Origin of the sequence: Belliella alkalica (assembly GCF_022549785.1) — a bacterium.
Lineage (GTDB): Bacteria > Bacteroidota > Bacteroidia > Cytophagales > Cyclobacteriaceae > Belliella > Belliella alkalica.
In genome coordinates this window covers 57,569-76,817 of the sequence record NZ_JAKZGO010000001.1, presented here as the reverse complement: position 1 = coordinate 76,817, position 19,249 = coordinate 57,569, and the positions used below count along the sequence as shown (strand labels likewise).

Annotated in this window: 18 protein-coding genes and 1 tRNA gene; 15 read left to right on the top strand and 4 right to left on the bottom strand. The window is 35.6% G+C overall.

Translation table 11 applies throughout. From position 1 onward, the window contains the following. Window positions 1-193: 193 nt before the first annotated feature. Entirely contained in the window at window positions 194-1,393 is a 1,200-nt protein-coding gene (lhgD, locus tag MM213_RS00345) for an L-2-hydroxyglutarate dehydrogenase (RefSeq protein WP_241409271.1), read from the bottom strand. A 90-nt stretch (window positions 1,394-1,483) separates the two neighbouring features. On the opposite strand from lhgD, the gene MM213_RS00340 reads away from it, so the two are divergent. The 5 genes from MM213_RS00340 to rplT all read left to right on the top strand — a co-directional run bounded on the left by MM213_RS00340 (window position 1,484) and on the right by rplT (window position 6,058). Beyond that, window positions 1,484-2,683: a DUF4934 domain-containing protein gene (locus tag MM213_RS00340; RefSeq protein WP_241409269.1), complete on the top strand. Its 1,200-nt coding sequence runs from the start codon at window positions 1,484-1,486 to the stop codon at window positions 2,681-2,683. Window positions 2,684-2,795: 112 nt separating this feature from the next. Next, the gene (gene thrS, locus MM213_RS00335; RefSeq protein WP_241409268.1) at window positions 2,796-4,745 is read left to right on the top strand and encodes a threonine--tRNA ligase; all 1,950 of its coding nucleotides are present in this window, start codon (window positions 2,796-2,798) and stop codon (window positions 4,743-4,745) included. A 92-nt stretch (window positions 4,746-4,837) separates the two neighbouring features. Continuing rightward, entirely contained in the window at window positions 4,838-5,389 is a 552-nt protein-coding gene (gene infC, locus MM213_RS00330; protein WP_241273335.1) for a translation initiation factor IF-3, read from the top strand. 22 nt (window positions 5,390-5,411) lie between these two features. Continuing rightward, on the top strand, window positions 5,412-5,609 hold the full coding sequence (rpmI, locus tag MM213_RS00325; protein WP_241409267.1) for a 50S ribosomal protein L35: 198 nt from the start codon (window positions 5,412-5,414) through the stop codon (window positions 5,607-5,609). A 104-nt stretch (window positions 5,610-5,713) separates the two neighbouring features. Continuing rightward, complete coding sequence (gene rplT / locus MM213_RS00320) at window positions 5,714-6,058, top strand: 50S ribosomal protein L20 (RefSeq protein WP_241273333.1); 345 nt, start codon at window positions 5,714-5,716, stop codon at window positions 6,056-6,058. Between the two features lie 321 nt (window positions 6,059-6,379). Here the strand turns inward: rplT and MM213_RS00315 are convergent, their stop codons facing one another. Continuing rightward, window positions 6,380-6,637, bottom strand: coding sequence for a GIY-YIG nuclease family protein (locus tag MM213_RS00315; protein WP_255806889.1), 258 nt, complete (start codon window positions 6,635-6,637; stop codon window positions 6,380-6,382). 54 nt (window positions 6,638-6,691) lie between these two features. Beyond that, a tRNA-Met gene (locus tag MM213_RS00310) sits at window positions 6,692-6,765 on the bottom strand. A 189-nt stretch (window positions 6,766-6,954) separates the two neighbouring features. Between MM213_RS00310 and MM213_RS00305 the strand changes: the two genes are divergently transcribed. The 8 genes from MM213_RS00305 to bshB1 all read left to right on the top strand — a co-directional run bounded on the left by MM213_RS00305 (window position 6,955) and on the right by bshB1 (window position 15,759). Continuing rightward, window positions 6,955-7,350 (top strand): START-like domain-containing protein, encoded by a 396-nt coding sequence (locus MM213_RS00305; protein ID WP_241409265.1) that lies wholly within the window; start codon window positions 6,955-6,957, stop codon window positions 7,348-7,350. A gap of 81 nt (window positions 7,351-7,431) precedes the next feature. Beyond that, the gene (locus tag MM213_RS00300; protein WP_241409263.1) at window positions 7,432-9,300 is read left to right on the top strand and encodes an LptF/LptG family permease; all 1,869 of its coding nucleotides are present in this window, start codon (window positions 7,432-7,434) and stop codon (window positions 9,298-9,300) included. A 44-nt stretch (window positions 9,301-9,344) separates the two neighbouring features. After that, window positions 9,345-9,620 carry a 30S ribosomal protein S15 gene (gene rpsO, locus MM213_RS00295; RefSeq protein WP_241409261.1) on the top strand — a complete coding sequence of 92 codons (276 nt, stop codon included), beginning with the start codon at window positions 9,345-9,347 and terminating at the stop codon, window positions 9,618-9,620. Window positions 9,621-9,725: 105 nt separating this feature from the next. Further along, window positions 9,726-11,861 (top strand): polyribonucleotide nucleotidyltransferase, encoded by a 2,136-nt coding sequence (pnp, locus tag MM213_RS00290; protein ID WP_241409259.1) that lies wholly within the window; start codon window positions 9,726-9,728, stop codon window positions 11,859-11,861. Between the two features lie 99 nt (window positions 11,862-11,960). Further along, a complete protein-coding gene (locus tag MM213_RS00285; RefSeq protein WP_014773234.1) occupies window positions 11,961-12,824 on the top strand; it encodes a sigma-70 family RNA polymerase sigma factor in 864 nt (287 codons plus the stop codon). A gap of 179 nt (window positions 12,825-13,003) precedes the next feature. After that, on the top strand, window positions 13,004-13,942 hold the full coding sequence (gene trxB / locus MM213_RS00280) for a thioredoxin-disulfide reductase (protein ID WP_241409257.1): 939 nt from the start codon (window positions 13,004-13,006) through the stop codon (window positions 13,940-13,942). Window positions 13,943-13,957: 15 nt separating this feature from the next. After that, window positions 13,958-14,992: a M23 family metallopeptidase gene (locus MM213_RS00275; RefSeq protein WP_241409256.1), complete on the top strand. Its 1,035-nt coding sequence runs from the start codon at window positions 13,958-13,960 to the stop codon at window positions 14,990-14,992. 50 nt (window positions 14,993-15,042) lie between these two features. After that, the gene (gene bshB1, locus MM213_RS00270; protein ID WP_241409255.1) at window positions 15,043-15,759 is read left to right on the top strand and encodes a bacillithiol biosynthesis deacetylase BshB1; all 717 of its coding nucleotides are present in this window, start codon (window positions 15,043-15,045) and stop codon (window positions 15,757-15,759) included. 103 nt (window positions 15,760-15,862) lie between these two features. Here bshB1 and pdxH read toward each other — a convergent pair whose 3' ends face one another. Further along, complete coding sequence (gene pdxH / locus MM213_RS00265; RefSeq protein WP_241409253.1) at window positions 15,863-16,498, bottom strand: pyridoxamine 5'-phosphate oxidase; 636 nt, start codon at window positions 16,496-16,498, stop codon at window positions 15,863-15,865. 153 nt (window positions 16,499-16,651) lie between these two features. On the opposite strand from pdxH, the gene MM213_RS00260 reads away from it, so the two are divergent. Together MM213_RS00260 and MM213_RS00255 are read left to right on the top strand one after the other, a co-directional pair. Next, window positions 16,652-17,221 (top strand): YqgE/AlgH family protein, encoded by a 570-nt coding sequence (locus tag MM213_RS00260; RefSeq protein WP_241409251.1) that lies wholly within the window; start codon window positions 16,652-16,654, stop codon window positions 17,219-17,221. Between the two features lie 51 nt (window positions 17,222-17,272). Then, window positions 17,273-19,189: a DUF349 domain-containing protein gene (locus MM213_RS00255; protein ID WP_241409249.1), complete on the top strand. Its 1,917-nt coding sequence runs from the start codon at window positions 17,273-17,275 to the stop codon at window positions 19,187-19,189. Window positions 19,190-19,249 lie beyond the last annotated feature (60 nt).

The following is a 19,249-nucleotide window of genomic DNA, read 5'->3' as shown; positions in this document are numbered from 1 at the left end:
TGGCCACAGATTTTATCTGGGGTTAATAAAAGGTTCGACCATTTCATGATCGCTCTCAAAAAAGTCGCCATCATTAAATTTACTGATCCTGAAGGGATCAAACTTCTCAATACCCGCAGGTAAAACCCGTGGATTGCGAAACAACAACACGATTCCACGACCCCGATAGGGGTCGAACTTACTTTTATAACTTCTAAAACCTCTTCAAAGCTAACTCACTTACCGCTTCACCGATAGACAAAGAACTTGTAGCAGCAGGAGAGGGGGCATTGAGGACATTGATGGCATATTGATTTTCTTTGATACTGAAATCATCCAAAAGACCACCGTTTCTGTCACATGCTTGTGCACGAACTCCAGCACCGCCGTCCACCAAATCTGTCTCTTGAATATCAGGAATCAATTCTTGCAAAGCTTTTGTAAATGCTGCTTTTGAAAATGACCTATACATTTCCCCAAAACCTGTTTTCCAGTATTTGGAAGCGACTTTTTGAAAACCTGGCCAAGCGAGTGTTTCTGACAATTCTCTCAAATTAACATCAGAACGTTTGTATCCTTCTCTTTTAAATGCTAAAACTGCATTAGGCCCAGCTTCTACACCGCCTTTCATCATTCGTGTAAAGTGAACACCCAAAAATGGGAAATTTGGATCTGGAACTGGATAAATCAGGTTTTTGACTAGATATTCACGCTCTTTCTTGAGTTTGTAATACTCTCCACGGAATGGAATGATTTTCACATCCAATTCCTGCTCTTGGTTCATTTGCGCTACTTTATCAGAATAGAGCCCACCACAATTGATGATTAATTTGGTGTCAAAATGTTGCTTTTTGGTTTCTACTACTGAAGACCCTTTCAGTGAATTTGTGCGAATGACTTTGTAACCTAGAAAAATTTCACCGCCCAGCTTTTTGAATTTTTCACCTATTGCAATAGCTACTTTTTTGTAATCAACGATTCCAGTTTGGGGAACATGAATAGCAGCTACACCTGCACAATATGGTTCGTATGTTTTCAATTCATCCAAGGTTATATGCCTTGTGCCTTCTAGGCCATTTTCCAAACCTCTTTGAAAAAGCCCATTTAAAATAGGTATCTGTTCTTTTCGGGTAGCGACCACGACTTTTCCTGTAATTTCAAAAGGTATATTCTCCTCTTCACAAAACTTGATAAGCTGATGGTACCCCTCAATACAGTTTGTTGCTTTCAGGGAACCTGGTTTGTAATATAGTCCAGAGTGGATTACACCGCTGTTATTCCCTGTTTGATGTTTGGCTAATTCATTTTCTTTTTCAAGAATGGCTACTTTAAGCTCAGGTTTCTGTTCCTTTATTTTTAATCCAGTGGCAAGGCCAACAATTCCCCCTCCGATGATGATGATGTCGTATAGCATGTAGTCAAAAGCTTTGTACAAATATACTGCTGTTTGCTAAATAATTTAAGAAAGAACTTTTAGATTTCGTTTAAATCATTAGTTTTGAATATGGGAAACAAGATCATTGGAATTTTTTTGCTATTTGTAATAGCTTGCAATAGTCAGCATGAAACTGCTACAGTTAGTGAAAAGAATGGAGTTACTACGATTCGGATTGACCCTAAAACCTCGAGAGACTCTAAGTTAACTGAATTTTTTGAGGATGAGATTACTTACCTCTTGCTAAAAGAAAATGATGAAAAGGATTCCCAAATTGGTGAGATTGATACAATCATTGAGTACAAGGACGAAATTTACATACTTGACTGGTGGATAGGTAAGTGTATTCAAGTCTTTGACAAAGAAGGAAACTTCAAAAGAAAGATCAGAAATTATGGGGATGGTGTTGGGATGTACACTGAACTTGCAGATTTTCAAATACAAAGAGATACAATTTATGTATTGGCACACCCTAGTAAAATAATGAAATATAGTATTAATGGAGAATATATAAATGAAGTCAAAATACCTGTTTTGGCAAGAAGATTTCGGTTTGACCCAAAACATGAGCAATTCTTTATTTACTCGGGTTCTAATGCAGAAAAATTAGTAACATCAGTTGATCACAATGGAAGTATAGTAGATGAATACTTTTCTACCCATTCAGATGTCTTTTATGGAAATATGGGTGATAGGGTAAATTTTTACCCAATTGACAATACCTTCTATTTTACCAGATCATATTCAGATACGCTTTATCAATTTTCAAATAACAAATTTATACCACTGTTTATTTATGATTTTGGTTCTTTTGGATTAAAACACGATGAATTATTAGAGAAACAAAGAGAGCTTGACCCTAGATCATTTAAATCATATTTTGATGAAAATGCTGGTATTTCATATTCTCCTTTTGGTTTTTCCAATTCAAAATACATTTTTAGCAGGCTTAGCTTTTCTGATATTGGAATTGTATCTATTTATGATAAAGTTAACAAAACACATGATTTGGTAAATTTTGACATAATCAATGACATTGATGAATCCTTCAATTTTTATCCTCCTATTTACCAATTAGAGAATGATAGAGTAGCGGTAGCTTATCGAGGGCCAACTCTATACAATAAAGCAGTAGCTAAAAAACAAACCATGTCGGATGATGACTGGAAAGCTTACCAAGAAGGGAAGGGAAAGGATTTCATTGAAGCTGCTTTTTATGCCAAAGAAACTGAAAACTATGTCTTGATGATTCTCAAAACAAAAAAATAAAAGAATCAAATTGGAATCAACCTTTAAAAACCGCCTACGAATTTGCATATTTGCAGGCTGTAAAGCATCTGTTTGTAAAGATGCGTTGTTTCATCAAATGATTAAAAGATAAATGTCTGATCAAAAAATCAACATTACCCTTCCAGATGGTTCTGTAAGGGCTTATGACAAAGGAGTTTCTGGATTACAAATTGCACTTAGTATCAGCGAGGGTTTAGCCAGAAACGTATTGGCAGCAAAAGTAAACGGTGAAGTTTGGGATGCCACAAGACCAATTGAACAAGATTCAAGTGTCCAATTGCTCACTTGGAATGACAAAGACGGCAAGTCAACATTTTGGCATTCTTCCGCACACTTGATGGCGGAAGCTTTGGAAGCGCTTTATCCTGGGGTAAAATTGGGAATCGGTCCTTCAATTGAAACAGGCTTCTATTACGATGTGGATTTTGGCGACAAGGTTTTCGAAGGTTCTGAATTGGAGAAGATTGAAGCCAAAATGGTTGAGTTGGCCAAAGAGAAAAATGAGTATATCAGAAAAGAAATATCAAAACCTGAAGCCGTAGCTTATTTTACGGAAAAAGGGGATGAATATAAATTAGACCTTTTGGAAGGTTTGGAAGATGGATCGATTACCTTCTATGAGCAAGGTAATTTTGTAGATCTATGTAGAGGGCCGCATATCCCAAATACAGGTTTCATCAAGGCAGTGAAGCTACTCAATATAGCAGGTGCATATTGGAGAGGAGATGAAAATAGGAAAATGCTTACCCGTATATATGGTGTGACATTCCCGAAAGCAAAGGAATTGACAGAATACCTTCACATGCTGGAGGAAGCCAAGAAACGTGATCACAGGAAACTGGGTCGTGAATTGGAACTCTTTACTTTCTCGGAAAAAGTAGGCATGGGCTTACCACTGTGGTTACCTAAAGGGACATTATTGAGGGAGCGTTTGGTAAACTTCTTGAAGCGAGCACAAGACAAATCAGGGTACCAACAAGTAATTACACCACATATTGGACATAAGGCTTTGTACGAGACTTCTGGTCATTATGAAAAATACGGAAAGGATTCATTTCAGCCAATAGCCACTCCGAATGAAGGAGAGGAATTCCTGTTGAAGCCAATGAACTGTCCTCACCATTGTGAGATTTATAAGCACAAACCAAGGTCATATAAGGATCTTCCAATCAGATATGCTGAGTTTGGTACTGTTTATCGCTATGAGCAAAGCGGTGAATTGCACGGATTGACCAGAGTTCGAGGTTTTACCCAAGATGATGCACATATTTTCTGCCGACCTGAGCAGGTTAAAGAAGAATTTATTAAAGTAATTGATTTGGTATTGTATGTTTTCAAGGCATTGGGTTTTGAAGATTATACAGCTCAGATTTCTTTGAGAGATCCTGCAAAAGCGGAAAAATATATTGGTTCAGACGAAGCTTGGGACAAAGCTGAGTCTGCGATCATCGAGGCAGCAGCCGAAAAAGGTTTGGTGACTGTCACTGAGTTGGGAGAAGCCGCTTTCTATGGTCCTAAGCTTGACTTCATGGTGAAGGATGCTTTGGGAAGAAAATGGCAATTGGGAACGATTCAGGTCGATTATCAACTACCAGATAGATTTGAATTGGAGTATATTGGTTCTGACAATCAGAAACACAGACCTGTAATGATCCACCGTGCACCATTTGGCTCATTAGAGAGATTTGTAGCTGTACTGATTGAGCATTGCGCTGGCAATTTCCCATTGTGGTTAGCTCCAGAGCAAATGACTATTTTACCTATTTCAGAGAAATTCACTGCTTATGCTGAAGAAGTGAAAAACTTACTTGATGAGCAAGATATCACTGGAGCGATAGATAATAGAGATGAGAAGATCGGTAGAAAGATTAGAGATGCAGAGATGAAAAAGATTCCATTTATGCTGATTGTTGGAGAAAAGGAAATGGCGGAAGGAAAGCTGTCTGTGAGAAAGCACGGCGAAGGAGATCTTGGTAGTTTTACACCAGAGGAGTTTGCTGCTTTTTTCAAAAACATAATTTCTACATCAATTCAACATTAAATTTTACTTTAAAAAAGAATGGGATTTTTTAAATCCCAAAAATATTACGATATTTGCAGGCAATTTCATTAACAAAACCATAAATAAATATTTTGAGAGGAAGAACACCGTTTAGACAGAGACAAGAAGAGCCTTATAAAATAAATGATAAAATCAGGGCACGTGAAGTAAGGATTGTAGGAGACTATGTAGAAGGAGGGAATGCTGTTTTATCATTATCAGAGGCTATCAAACTTGCTGAGGCGAATGAACTTGATCTTGTAGAGATTTCCCCGACTGCTAGTCCGCCTGTTTGTAAGATCATAGACTATGCTAAATTCAAATATGAGCAGAAGAAGAAGCAAAAGGAAATCAAAGCCAATGCTGCCAAGACTGTTCTGAAAGAAATTAGATTTGGGCCTAATACGGATGATCACGATTTCAATTTCAAATTAAAGCATGCAATCAATTTCCTTAAAGAAGGATCGAAAGTAAAAGCTTACGTTCATTTCGTAGGTAGGACGATCGTATTTAAAGAAAGAGGGGAGATGCTTCTTTTGAAATTTGCGCAAGCACTCGAAGAGTATGGAGCTGTTGAGCAAATGCCAAAGATGGAAGGAAAGAGAATGTTTCTCTTTTTGGCTCCAAAAGCAACAAAGAAATAATTTTCAACAAACAAATACAGTTATGCCAAAAGTAAAAACCAAATCAAGTGCAAAAAAGAGGTTCAAGCTTTCTGGAACCGGTAAGATCAGAAGAAAGCATGCTTTCAAAAGCCACATTTTGACAAAGAAAGAGACCAAAAGGAAGAGAAATCTGACTAAAATGGGAATGGTTCATGAGTCAGATGAAGGAAGAGTAAAAGCAATGTTGAGAATCGGTTAATTCAGAGATCAACAAAATCAATTAAAGGTTAATTATTCACCAGACGCTTAGGTACAAAAGTTCTTGCGAAAGCAAAGGCACCAAGAGTCAAAAAATTTATTACTATGCCTAGATCAGTAAACGCGGTAGCGTCAAGAGCAAGAAGGAAAAAAGTTTTAAAAGCAACCAAAGGTTACTTCGGAAGAGGTAAAAACGTTTGGACAGTAGCTAAAAACAAATATGAAAAAGGTTTACAGTACGCTTACAGGGACAGAAAAGCTAAGAAAAGAGAATTCAGAGCTTTATGGATCCAGCGTATCAATGCCGGTGCCAGATTACACGGCATGTCATATTCACAATTAATGGGATTATTGAAGAAGGGTGAAATCGATTTGAACAGAAAAGTTCTTGCTGATTTAGCCATGAATCACCCTGAGGCATTCAAAGCTGTAGTTGAAAAAGTTAAATAAGTTCGCACTAACTTATTTATTTAAGAACCCCGATATCTCGGGGTTTTTTTTATGCCATTTTTTTTTGAAATATGCGTGAAGTGCTCAAATTTTAGTATCTTACAGAAGATCAAAAGAAACCAATATTTAAAAGCTTCAAATGCAATGCTTTTAGAATTGGTTTTTTCTTTAAACACAATGCATGCTTAAATCAATTAAAAAGGCTTGAACAAAAAAAAAAGCCCCAAAAGAGGGGCTTGAAGTCCCGAAAGCTTTCGGGAGGAGTTGAACTGGTGTCCGCTACGCCAAGGCGCACAGGCGCGGCGGATATGAATCCTTCGCTCAGGTAGTATAGACGGGGAGAATGTGTTTATTGATCCATTCCCTTCCTTTTCCTGACTTGAGCATCTTCTCTCTTTTGAGAGCTGAGGTTTTGTCATCAAAGAATTCAACATGAATACAATACCAGGGTCTGTACCTTATCGTAAACCCTTTCGTTGATTTGTGATTATGGAATTGAAATCTAGTAATGAGGTCGGAAGTCATTCCTGTATATGACTTTTGATACTTAAAGGAGTATAAAACGTAAATACAAAACATGCTTAAATTAATTAAAAAGATTTGAACAAAAAAAAGCCCCAAAAGAGGGGCTTGTAGCGAGGACGGGAGTTGAACCCGTGACCTCAGGGTTATGAATCCTGCGCTCTAACCAACTGAGCTACCTCGCCAGGTTTAATGTAACGATTTCAATATATTCGGGAGTAGAACCCTTGTCCGCCGCGGCGGATATGAATCCTGCGCTCTAACCAACTGAGCTACCTCGCCAAATCGGAATGCAAATATGCTAGGTTGTATCGTTAAAAACAAATGAAAAAGAGTAAAAAATTATATTTTTTATAAATCAAAATGTCATAATTATGGTAAAGAACAAGTTTGTTGCTGACTATCAAATAAATACTTCGAGAAAAATATTATTCCCATATTTGAGTACAGCAAGTGGTTTGACCGAGTGGTTTGCTGATGATGTGAAAATCACAGAAGACAAGAATTATATCTTCACCTATGATGGTGAAGACCATCATGCAAAGATCGTTGCTATGAGAAGTAATCTCCATGTGAAATTTGATTTTTACAATCCTGATGAAGAAGAAGAATCCGATCATTCATATATCGAGTTTAAGCTAGAAGAAAATGAACTTACACAGACAATGTTTCTTAGAGTGATTGATTATAGCGATTCTTATGATGATGAAGAGCAAGAATCTATATGGGATAGTTTGATTTCATCTTTAAAAGAAATAATAGGAGGGTAAATTGATTATGATTTCCTATTTTTGAAATCTTAATCATAACCAATGTCGTAAAACACCTAGGACATTGGGGATTATTACTTCATGAAAAAACTTGATAAATTGATTTTAGGGTCTTTCATTGGCCCATTTTTATTAACCTTTATTGTAGTAGACTTTATTCTACTTACAGTGAATATGCTCAAGTATTTCGATGAAATATTTGGGAAGGGATTAGAATTCATGGTTTACATGGAGTTGATAAGTTATTTTTTGATCAGTATCTCACCTATGGCATTGCCTTTGGCTGTTTTGCTTTCTTCTTTGATGACTTTTGGTAATTTGGGTGAGCATTTCGAACTCACTGCAATCAAAAGTAGTGGGATCTCTTTATTGAGAGCATTGCGTCCAATTGGAGTATTTGTTGTCATTCTATCATTTTTAGCATATTTATCAAATAATTATCTTGTTCCTAAAGTCAATTTGAAGACATTCAGTCTACTTTATGATATAAGAATGAAGTCGCCAGCCTTAGACATCAAAGAAGGAGTCTTTTATAGTGGGATCCCAAATTATAGTATTAAAGTCAACAAAAAAATAGATGATATTCGTCTAGTTGATTTGATTATTTATGATCATTCTGAAGGTCAAGGCAATACAAATATCATTTTGGCTGACTCGGGAAGAATGGAGCCTTTTTTCAATGAATCTTACATGAGTATGACTCTTTATAATGGTATTAGCTATAAAGAGTCTAGGGATAAACGAGCATCTTACAACAAACCGCAAGACTTCACTCGTACAAAATTTTCAGAGAATCAAATTATTTTTAATCTTGAATCATTCCAAATGAATAGGACCTCCGAAGACCAATGGTCTAATAATCGCTCCATAAAAAACATTTCAGAGCTAAAAGTAGGTCTCGATTCCATGAATAGCGAAATAAACAGAATGCTCTTCACGAATTATGTTTCTAATGAGTCTTCCTATCCATTTTATATAAGAAATAGAAAGTTTAGAGTACCTGATGAAATAGCACAGAAAAAAGCTATTGATGATTCCATACGACTTCAAAGGAAAATAGAAAAAGATAAACTTGATTCGATTCAAAACGCTAGATTACTTGTAGAATCAAGTTCAAAAGACTCTCTATTTACTGAAAAAGATTCACAGGATTTAAAGAGCCTCACTACTACACAATTTTATGCAAATATGGAATTGGATAGTTCTTTTGAAGAAAGTGGGAATACGCTTGCCAAACCTTTGGTTGAAAACATGATAAATGATACTGTAAGCACATTACAAAAAAAATCGGATGTTTCACAAAAGAAGTACAAGACCAAACCCAACATATCCGCAGTAACCCCTAATTTGGATTATTCAGATTCTTCACTAACAAAACCAAATTTGCTAGCCCCAATAAAACCGACAGAATTTACCGAAGCTCAAAGAATAAGAATCGATTCGATTATAGAAAAAGGGAATTACCGATCTCGAGCTGCAACAGTTGCATTAAATAACTCCCGTACTTTAAAAAATGCATTTAGCAGGAAAGTCTTGGAGATAGATGATATAGAAAGAGAATATAGAAGATATCAAATAGCATGGTATCAAAAATACACAACTGCTTTCGCATGTATCGTTATGTTTATGATTGGAGCCCCATTAGGCGCAATTATCAAAAAAGGTGGCTTGGGAATGCCTGTACTAATCTCAATTATATTTTTTATAGTTTATTACATGCTAACAATCACTGGAGAAAAATGGGCCAAAGAAGGTATGGCTAATCCACTTTTTGGGACATGGTTCTCAATAATGGTATTAATTCCCATCGGTTTGTTTTTTCTAAAACAAGCTCGAAAAGATGCGAGACTTTTCGAACCGGATACTTATGTTGAAATATTTAAAAAGTCAAAGAAATGGATGCAAACTAAGTTTATCAAAAAAAATAAGGTTCTTTTAAATTCAAAATAATACTCGTACATTTGTAACTGTTTATAATTAAAATTTAACTAAGCATGTATTTAACTACAGAGAAAAAATCGGAGTTGTTTAAAAATCATGGTAGGTTAAAGTCTGAAACTGATACTGGTTCTCCAGAGTCTCAGATCGCTTTGTTCACATTTAGAATCAAGCATTTAACTGACCATTTGAAAACTAACAAAAAAGACCATTCATCAAGATTAGGTCTTTTGAAACTAGTAGGTAAGAGAAGAAGTTTGTTGAACTATCTATACAAAAATGATATTGAAAGATATAGAGCTGTTCTTACTGACCTAGGAATACGTAAATAATTATTTCTGTAAGGTTCTCAATTAGAGAACCTTACTTTTTTGCTTTCCCCCAGATATTAAACCTTACTTTTAAAACTATTAAAGATTTATTCTTAAAAAATTTGTATGTTACCAAACGTTATTTCTAAAACTATCACCCTTGAGGACGGTAGAGAAATCATCATTGAAACAGGGGCATTGGCAAAACAAGCCGATGGTTCTGTAGTAGTTAGAATGGGCAATGCTATGCTTTTAGCAACTGCAATGTCTAAAAAAGAGGCTGGTGAAGGAGTAGATTTCTTGCCCATGTCTGTAGATTACCAAGAAAAATTTGCTGCATCAGGCAAAATCCCAGGAGGATTCCTTAAAAGAGAAGGAAGACTTTCTGATTACGAAATTTTGATCAGTCGAATTGTTGATAGAGCAATTAGACCTATTTTTCCAGATGATTACCATGCTGACACCCAGATTTCAATCACCCTAATGTCATCTGACGCTGAAGTTTTACCTGATTGCTTAGCAGGACTGGCAGCTTCTGCTGCCCTTGCAGTATCAGATATTCCTTTCAATGGACCCATTTCTGAAGTACGAGTAGCTAAAATTGACGGTAAATTAGTCATCAATCCTACACCTTCACAACTTGAGAAAGCTTCTATGGAGTTTATTGTGGCAGGTTCTGAGGAATACATACTAATGGTGGAAGGTGAAGCAAACGAAATCTCAGAAGATGAGATGGTAGAAGCTATGCAACTTGCACATGAAGAAATCAAAAGGCATTGTCAAGTACAAAAAGAATTGACAATAGCTGTAGGAAAAGAAGTGAAGCGTGAATATAGCCACGAAAAGTCTGACCCAGCATTGTTTGAAAAAATGCATGCTGAGCTTTATCAGAAATGTTATGATGTTGTAGGAAAATTGATCGCCAACAAATCTGAGAGATCAGAATTGATTAAAGCCATCAAAGAAGGATTTATCGAAAGTCTAGGTGAAGAACACGAGTTCGAGGCTAGTTTGATAGGACCCTATTTTTCAAAAATCCACAAGGAAGCAGCAAGAAATCTTACTTTGAATGAAAAGAAAAGATTGGATGGCAGAAAGCTCGACGAAGTAAGACCAATATGGTCAGTTGTAGATTATTTACCATCAGCACATGGTTCAGCGGTATTTACCAGAGGAGAAACTCAATCAATCACAACTTGTACTCTTGGTACAAAGATGGATGAACAGATGATAGACGGAGCCGTTATCTCTGGGTATAACAAGTTTTTCTTACACTATAATTTCCCAGGGTTTTCTACAGGAGAAGTGAAAATCAACAGAGGACCAGGTAGAAGAGAAGTAGGACATGGTAACTTGGCAATGAGAGCTTTGAAAAAAGTATTGCCTACAGATGACCAAAATCCATATACAATCAGGATTGTTTCTGATATCTTGGAATCAAACGGTTCATCTTCAATGGCGACAGTTTGTGCGGGGTCATTGGCATTGATGGATGCAGGTATCCCAATCAAAGCACCTGTAACTGGTATTGCAATGGGGATGATTTCAGATTCAAAAACAGGAAATTATTCTATCCTATCAGATATTCTAGGTGACGAGGATCATTTGGGTGATATGGATTTCAAGGTGACTGGTACTGAAAAAGGAATCACTGCCTGTCAAATGGATCTTAAAGTAGAAGGTCTTGATTACAACGTATTGAAAGAAGCATTGTATCAAGCAAAAGAAGGTAGACTTCATATTTTGAAAGAAATAAGTAAAACACTAGCTGCACCAAAACCAGAATTGAAACCGCACACACCAAGATCATTCATCATGTCTATTCCAAAAGAATTGATTGGTGCAGTGATTGGCCCAGGTGGAAAAGTGATTCAGGAAATTCAAAAAGATACAGGAGCAACAATCGTTATTGAAGAAAAAGACAATCTTGGAAAGATCAATATTTTCTCAAATGATGAAGTTTCAATGAATGCTGCTATTTCAAGAATTAAAGGAATTGTGGCTCAACCAGAAATAGGGGAGACTTATACAGGGAAAGTCAAAAACATTATGCCTTTTGGTGCGTTTGTAGAGTTCATGCCAGGTAAAGACGGTTTACTTCATATCTCTGAAATCAAATGGGAAAGATTAGAAACTATGGATGGTGTGTTAGAACCTGGAGAAGAAATTCAGGTGAAACTTATCGATGTAGATAAGAAAACTGGTAAGTTTAAGCTTTCTAGAAAAGTATTGATACCAAAGCCAGAGAAGTCAGATAATTAAGATAAAGGTTCAATTTATTCTCTTTGAATAAATTGAACCTTATCACCACATTTTTCTGTTATTAACAGAATCCTAAATTGTAATTAAATATATTCTTGAATGAGGCAGCTAAAAATTAGCAAACAGATAACCAATAGAGAAAGTCAATCTTTAGACAAATATCTGCAAGAAATTGGTAAAGTTGATCTACTTACCGCAGACGAGGAAGTAGTATTGGCAAAAAGAATTAGGGAAGGTGACCAACTTGCGTTAGAAAAGTTGACAAAAGCTAACCTTAGATTCGTAGTGTCTGTAGCCAAACAATATCAAAATCAAGGCCTTTCATTGGGGGATTTGATCAACGAGGGTAATCTTGGTTTGATCAAAGCAGCTCAAAGATTTGACGAGACTAGAGGTTTTAAGTTTATCTCATATGCCGTATGGTGGATTAGACAATCTATTTTACAAGCTCTAGCTGAACAATCTAGGATAGTAAGGCTTCCTTTGAATAGGGTTGGTTCCTTAAATAAAATCAGCAAAACTTTCAGTGAACTAGAACAAAAATTCGAGAGAGAGCCTTCGCCGGAAGAATTGGCGGAAGTACTTGAAGTGACTGCAAGCGAAGTTGTAGACACCATGAAAATCTCCGGAAGACATGTATCTATGGATGCTCCTTTTGTTCAAGGAGAAGAAAACAGTCTACTAGATGTGTTAGAAAACGATGGGGAAGAAAAGCCTGATGATGGATTGATGAATGATTCTTTGAGAAAAGAAGTTCAAAGAGCCCTTTCTACTTTGACCCAAAGAGAAGCTGATGTGATCACACTATACTTCGGATTGAATGGCGAACATGCTATGACTCTCGAAGAAATTGGTGAAAAATTCAACCTCACTAGAGAAAGAGTTAGACAAATTAAAGAAAAGGCTATCAGGAGATTAAGACATACTTCTAGAAGTAAAACTTTAAAACCATACTTAGGTTAAATATCCTAATTTATGAAATATTTAAAAGGGGATTTATCCCCTTTTTTTTTTATACATGTTATAATTTTATTTGAAATAAAATAGAAATTATGACTTGATGATTTATGGAATTTTAACAACTTTAAACTTTGTTGTATAATATAAATTAACAAAATTTGCCAACCTTAAAAGCAACAGCAATGTCAACTGGTATTGAAAAAGTAAAAGTATTGATTATTGGCTCTGGACCCGCAGGTTACACTGCGGCAATATATGCAGCAAGAGCAGGATTAAACCCAGTTTTGTATACAGGTGGTCAGCCTGGTGGACAACTAACAATTACTACAGACGTAGAAAATTATCCTGGATATCCAAATGGTATAATGGGTCCAGAAATGATGGAAGACTTTAGAAAGCAAGCTGAGAGATTTGGAACCCAAGTCAGATATGGTTTGGTTACTAAAGTAGATTTCAGTTCAACACCACATAAAGTTATAGTGGACGAGCAAAAAGAAATCCATGCAGAGACTGTTTTGATATCTACTGGAGCATCTGCAAAATGGCTAGGATTGGAGAGTGAAGAAAGGTTGAACGGAAAAGGAGTTTCAGCTTGCGCTGTATGTGATGGTTTTTTCTTTAGAGGACAGGACGTAGCAATAGTAGGGGCAGGAGATACAGCTTGTGAAGAAGCTTCATATTTAGCCAATATTTGTAATAAAGTATACATGATCGTGAGAAGAGAAGAAATGAGAGCTTCTCAAATCATGCAAAAAAGAGTAATGAATAATCCTAAGATAGAAATCCTTTGGAACACTGAAACTGAGGAGATTCTGGGAGATGATGAAGTAACAGGCGCAAGGGTAGTCAATAACGTAACAAAAGAAATTTCAGAATTGAAAATTTCTGGCTTCTTTGTTGCTATTGGACATCAGCCAAACACTGGAATATTCAAAGACTTTATAAATATGGATGAAGCTGGCTACATCAAAACGATAGCCGGAAGCACCAAGACAAATGTAGAAGGAGTATTTGCCTGTGGTGATGCGCAAGATCATATTTATCGTCAGGCAGTTACGGCTGCAGGAACAGGTTGTATGGCAGCATTAGATGCCGAAAGATATTTGGCATCTATAGAATAGCCTTAAGATTAGCTAATGAATTATAGAATTTTAGTATTATTGATATTAGTCTTGGGTATGAGTTTTATAGAAACTCATGCCCAAGTTTTTCCCAAAATAATTAAAAAACCAAAGGAGCAAGTGAATGCTCCAAATAATCCTCTTTTGCGGGATGTTAGACTTTTTGATTCACAGAAGTATTTACAGAATATTTCAAGACAAACTGATTCTCTTCTCTACAAGGATATAGTTGACCTTAGAAATAGACTAAGTATAGTTTCGGAAGACACCCTTTCATTGATTTGGGCACCGACCAATCAACTTGTACGTGTATCAGAACAAATTCAGATTGATAGTATTTGGATTACAGCGTTTGAATATTTTTCATCTTGGGATAGTCAAAAAATCAATATATATGATTTTAATCCCAAAGACTTCAAAGATACTGTTTATATAAAATTGTACGATCAATTTTTTGGCACAAATTGGTCTTTACCACTAGATGAAACTAGAATAACATCTGAATTTGGATTTAGAAGATATAGATGGCATCACGGCACAGATCTTAAACTAAACACTGGTGACCCGATTTACAGCACTTTTGATGGCATCATACGAATCAAGTCATATGATAGAAATGGGTATGGCTATTATGTTGTCGTAAGGCATAAGAATGGTTTAGAGACGTTGTATGGACACATGTCAAAAATCCTTGTCGAAATTGGACAGGAAGTTAAAGCCGGTGATCCTATAGGTCTCGGAGGTAGTACGGGTAGGAGTACTGGACCACATCTTCACTATGAAGTCAGATATCAAGGTTTGTCTATCAATCCTACACAACTTTACGATTTTAATTTAGGCAAATTGAAAAGTGATGTATATGTATTGACTTCATCAAGTTTTGATCATGTGATAGAAACACAAAAGTCAGTATATCACAAAGTTAGGAGCGGAGAGAACTTAAGTGTTATTGCAAGAAAATATGGTGTAAAAGTCAGCACGTTGACAAGACTCAATGGACTTACTACGAGAAGTGTATTAAGAGTGGGTCAAAATCTTAAAATCAGGTAAACTTTTTTTGACTTCAATTGTGTTGTAAAATCAAAATTTGAAAAATTTCCATGAAATTAGATATACTAGTATTTGCTGCTCATCCTGATGATGCAGAATTAGCCTGCTCAGGAACAATAGCTTCTCAAATATCAAAAGGAAAAAAAGTAGGGATAGTTGATTTTACTAAAGGTGAAATGGGAACTAGAGGTACACCCGAAATTAGAATCGAGGAAGCAACAAAATCCGCAGAAATTTTAGGTTTAAGTGCAAGAGAAAATCTAGGGTTTGAGGATATTTATTTTTTGAATGATCACAAGCACCAACTAGAAATAGTAAAAATGATCAGAAAATATCAGCCTGAGATAGTACTTGCAAATGCAGTTACAGATCGACATCCTGATCATGGAAAAGGATCAAGTGTAGCTTCAACTGCTTGTTTTATGAGTGGATTAATAAAGATAGAAACAGAAATAGATGGTGAACCACAATCGCCTTGGCGACCAAAATTAGTTTATCACTACATCCAAAACAACTATATTCAACCGGATTTTGTAGTAGATATTTCCGATTTTTGGGAAATGAAATTGGCTAGTATAAAAGCTTTTAAGTCACAATTTTATGATCCTGAAAACAAAGAGCCACAAAGTTTCATTTCATCCGAAAACTTTATTCAATTTATTGAAGCAAGAGCCAGAGAGTTTGGACACAGTATTAATACCAAGTATGGTGAAGGCTTTACGAAAGAAAGAATGATTGGTGTTGATGATTTGTTTGACTTGAAGTAAGGAAAATGATGTTTTGACAAAATGACAATTTTAAAAATGAACAATCTTCTCCAAAGATAAATCAGCGGAGAAGATTATTTTCAAAATTAATTGAGTGTCATATTTATGGTGCTATCCTAGATTTTTTCCATATACCATCTTCTTGGATTTTATACAAAACCCTATCATGAAGTCTGCTTGGTCTTCCTTGCCAAAACTCGGCTTCAGAAATGATAACCCTATAGCCACCCCAATGATCTGGTCTGCTTATTGTTTCTGGAGTAAATTCTTGCCTTAATTGCTTTTCTCTTTCCTCCAAAAATTCCCTACTATCTATTTCAGCGCTTTGTGGGGATACCCATGCACCAATTTGCGAGGAATAAGGTCTGGAGAAAAAATACTCATCAGAGTCCTTTTTACTGACTTTTTCTACTTTTCCAGAGAACCTCACTTGCCTTTCAAGTTCTGGCCAAAAAAATGTAACCGCTATATTTTGGTTTAACTCAAGTTCTTGTCCCTTTGCACTATTATAATTTGTGAAAAAAATCAATCCTTTATCTATACCTTTTAATAAGACAATTCTTGAGTTTGGAGTTCCGTCAGGTCTAATGGTAGCTATGTTCATTGCATTTGGCTCCATCACCTCCGAAGCCAAAGCTTCAGTAAACCAAACTTCAAACTGTTCTAGAGGATCTTCCAAAACCTCTTTTATAGTTAAGGATTTAAGGGAATAATCAATTCTGATATCTGATATTTTCATTATTATGCTGATATTTAAATGCTTAACCTAGAAATTTCAAAAGAGTTAAGTGAATGTTATTTTATTTCACTTTTAATTGATAAAATTACTAATCTTATTGCATTTAAAAAATTTAGATTTATATTGAAATCGATGAACCAAAAGTGATTTTTAATGGAAGAAAATTCTAATATTGATCCGAAATCTGGATATTTATTGATATCAGAGCCATTTTTGCAAGATGAAAATTTTGTTAGGTCAGTTGTGTTATTATGTGAAAATAATGAAAATGGAGCTTTTGGACTCGTGTTGAACAAGCTTTCAATTTTAAAGCTTGGAGAGCTGATAGATGAATTGAGTTTTCTTGATTGCGAAGTGTATGTAGGGGGACCAGTAGAGCAGAATACTTTGCATTATATATATTATGGTGACAAATTACTGGAAGGAAGTATAAAATTAGGAGAACAACTCTGGTGGGGAGGAAACTTTGAACAATTAGTAAACAAATTACAACTATCGGAAATTGATTTGGACAAAATTCGATTTTTCATAGGTTACTCCGGTTGGTCAGAAGGCCAACTAAAAAGTGAAATTGAAGAAAAAACATGGATTGTAAGTGATTCGACTGATACAAATTATATTTTAAACTCCTCTCCAGAAGAACTATGGAGGATTATTTTGAAAAATATGGGTGGAGAATATCAGGTATTGGCAAATTATCCTATAGACCCAAGATTAAATTAAACAATTTTGTTACTTTTGTTTTAACAGTTTTTCAAAAGTACTGATTATATTATGAGCACAGACAAAGAAATGTCCGATGAGGACAAGGTGACCCAAGCAACTCAAAGTCAAGAAGCACAGGGTAGTGAAGAGATTTCAAACGAAGCAAAACAGGAATCCACAGTGGAAGGTACTGAAAATACTTCGAACGAAGTAAGTCAGGATTCCAAAGTGGAAGTTGATGATGAGGAATTGAATCAAGAGGAGGGAGAACCTGAAGAAGAGATAGATTATACCTCACTTTCCAAAGAAGAGTTATTGACTGCTTTAAAAAATGTTTTGGCTTCGGCGAATTTTGCGAAATCAGATTCCAAAATAAATGAAATCAAATTGCACTTTGATGAATACTTTCACAAAGAAAAAGATGAGGCGCTACAGCAGTTTTTAGCTGATGGGGGAGAAGAGGATAATTTTCAATTCAAAAAATCAACTTTGGATTCCGAATTTTATGTCTTGATCCACGATTTCAAAGTCAAAAAATCAGAATTTTTCAAAGATCAGGAAAAACAAAAAGAAAGAAATCTAACGGCAAAAAATGCCATTTTGGATAGATTGAGAGATTTGGTGGATGGTGAGGAGACCACCCTCAGCATCAATGCCATCAAGTCAATCCAAGAAGAATGGAAAAAAATAGGACAAGTTCCTTCTGCTCAAAACAAAAATTTATGGGCTTCATATAATGCTTTAATGGATAGATTCTATGATAACAGAAGTATCTATTTTGAGCTAAAAGAGTTGGATAGAAAAAAGAACCTTGAGCATAAAACAGAAATCTGTGAAAAGGCAGAAGAATTGGTTAAAGTTGAGGATCTTAACGATGCTATCAAGTCTTTAAACGATTTACACGAAGAGTTTAAGCATATTGGTCCAGTACCTAGGGATGAGCAAGAAAGTCTATGGACGAGATTTAAAACAGCTTCTGATGCAGTCTATGATAGACGTAAGGAATATTACGATAGTCAAAAAGAAGTTTATAAAGGTAATCTAGAGCTAAAAGAAAAGTTAATCATCAAACTTGATGAATACACGAATTTTAGCGCTTCTAAAATAAAAGAGTGGAATGTTAAGACCAAGGAGGTTTTGGCAATTCAGAAAGAATGGGAAGCCGTTGGTCCAGTTCCAAAGGAATTGGGAAAAGAAATCAACAAGAAGTTCTGGAGTTCTTTTAAGCATTTCTTCCAAAATAAAAACCAATTCTTCAAGGAATTGGACGAAGTGAGACTGACTAATAAGAACAAAGCTGAGGAATTGATTTCTCAAGCAGAAAGCTTAATAGAAAGTACAGAATGGCAAGATACAGCCAACAAACTGATTTCACTGCAGCAGGAGTGGAGAAACCTTGGGCCAACACCTGAGAAGGTTCGTGATGATTTGTATAGCCGATTCAAGAAGGCTTGTGATACTTTCTTTGAAAATAGAAGGAATGCAAACAAAGCTGTCAACAAAGAGTTTGATGAAAACCTTAATACAAAACTTTCCCTAATTGATATAATCACCAAAGAAGCAGAGTCGGATAAATTATCTGAAGAAAGTTTAGAAGCTAAAATCCTACAGTTTAATGAAATTGGATTTGTACCAAGAAAGAATATGAAAGAAGTCTTGGCAAAGTTCAATGAAGCGGTAGACCACTATGTCGAAAAGCTAGGGATCCAAGGTGGCAACAAGGATGAGTTTTTGTTTAGATTAAACCTAAACAAACTTCAATCTGATCCAAATGGCAATAGAGTTCTAAATAAAAAAGAACATGGAATCCGAAAACAAATTTCTGATTTAGAAAATAACATTACTTTATGGAAAAATAACTTGGAGTTTTTTGCTGCTTCCAAGACTGCCGATAAGTTAAAAGACCAATTTGATGACAAAATCAGAAAGGCAGAACAGGAAATTGATAAGCTAAAGAAAAAACTTTCAATTATTCGAGAATTTTAATTGACTCATAAATAGGGAGATAGTTTAATCTCCCTATTTTTTTTTCGAATGAGTTTTGGA

Bases quoted from the DNA above. Each gene is read 5' to 3' on its own strand.
- lhgD (WP_241409271.1), bottom strand. From the start codon at position 1,393: ATGCTATACGACATCATCATCATCGGAGGGGGAATTGTTGGCCTTGCC.
- MM213_RS00340 (WP_241409269.1), top strand. From the start codon at position 1,484: ATGGGAAACAAGATCATTGGAATTTTTTTGCTATTTGTAATAGCTTGC.
- thrS (WP_241409268.1), top strand. From the start codon at position 2,796: ATGTCTGATCAAAAAATCAACATTACCCTTCCAGATGGTTCTGTAAGG.
- rpmI (WP_241409267.1), top strand. From the start codon at position 5,412: ATGCCAAAAGTAAAAACCAAATCAAGTGCAAAAAAGAGGTTCAAGCTT.
- rplT (WP_241273333.1), top strand. From the start codon at position 5,714: ATGCCTAGATCAGTAAACGCGGTAGCGTCAAGAGCAAGAAGGAAAAAA.
- MM213_RS00315 (WP_255806889.1), bottom strand. From the start codon at position 6,637: ATGTTTTGTATTTACGTTTTATACTCCTTTAAGTATCAAAAGTCATAT.
- MM213_RS00305 (WP_241409265.1), top strand. From the start codon at position 6,955: ATGGTAAAGAACAAGTTTGTTGCTGACTATCAAATAAATACTTCGAGA.
- MM213_RS00300 (WP_241409263.1), top strand. From the start codon at position 7,432: ATGAAAAAACTTGATAAATTGATTTTAGGGTCTTTCATTGGCCCATTT.
- rpsO (WP_241409261.1), top strand. From the start codon at position 9,345: ATGTATTTAACTACAGAGAAAAAATCGGAGTTGTTTAAAAATCATGGT.
- pnp (WP_241409259.1), top strand. From the start codon at position 9,726: ATGTTACCAAACGTTATTTCTAAAACTATCACCCTTGAGGACGGTAGA.
- MM213_RS00285 (WP_014773234.1), top strand. From the start codon at position 11,961: ATGAGGCAGCTAAAAATTAGCAAACAGATAACCAATAGAGAAAGTCAA.
- trxB (WP_241409257.1), top strand. From the start codon at position 13,004: ATGTCAACTGGTATTGAAAAAGTAAAAGTATTGATTATTGGCTCTGGA.
- MM213_RS00275 (WP_241409256.1), top strand. From the start codon at position 13,958: ATGAATTATAGAATTTTAGTATTATTGATATTAGTCTTGGGTATGAGT.
- bshB1 (WP_241409255.1), top strand. From the start codon at position 15,043: ATGAAATTAGATATACTAGTATTTGCTGCTCATCCTGATGATGCAGAA.
- pdxH (WP_241409253.1), bottom strand. From the start codon at position 16,498: ATGAAAATATCAGATATCAGAATTGATTATTCCCTTAAATCCTTAACT.
- MM213_RS00260 (WP_241409251.1), top strand. From the start codon at position 16,652: ATGGAAGAAAATTCTAATATTGATCCGAAATCTGGATATTTATTGATA.
- MM213_RS00255 (WP_241409249.1), top strand. From the start codon at position 17,273: ATGAGCACAGACAAAGAAATGTCCGATGAGGACAAGGTGACCCAAGCA.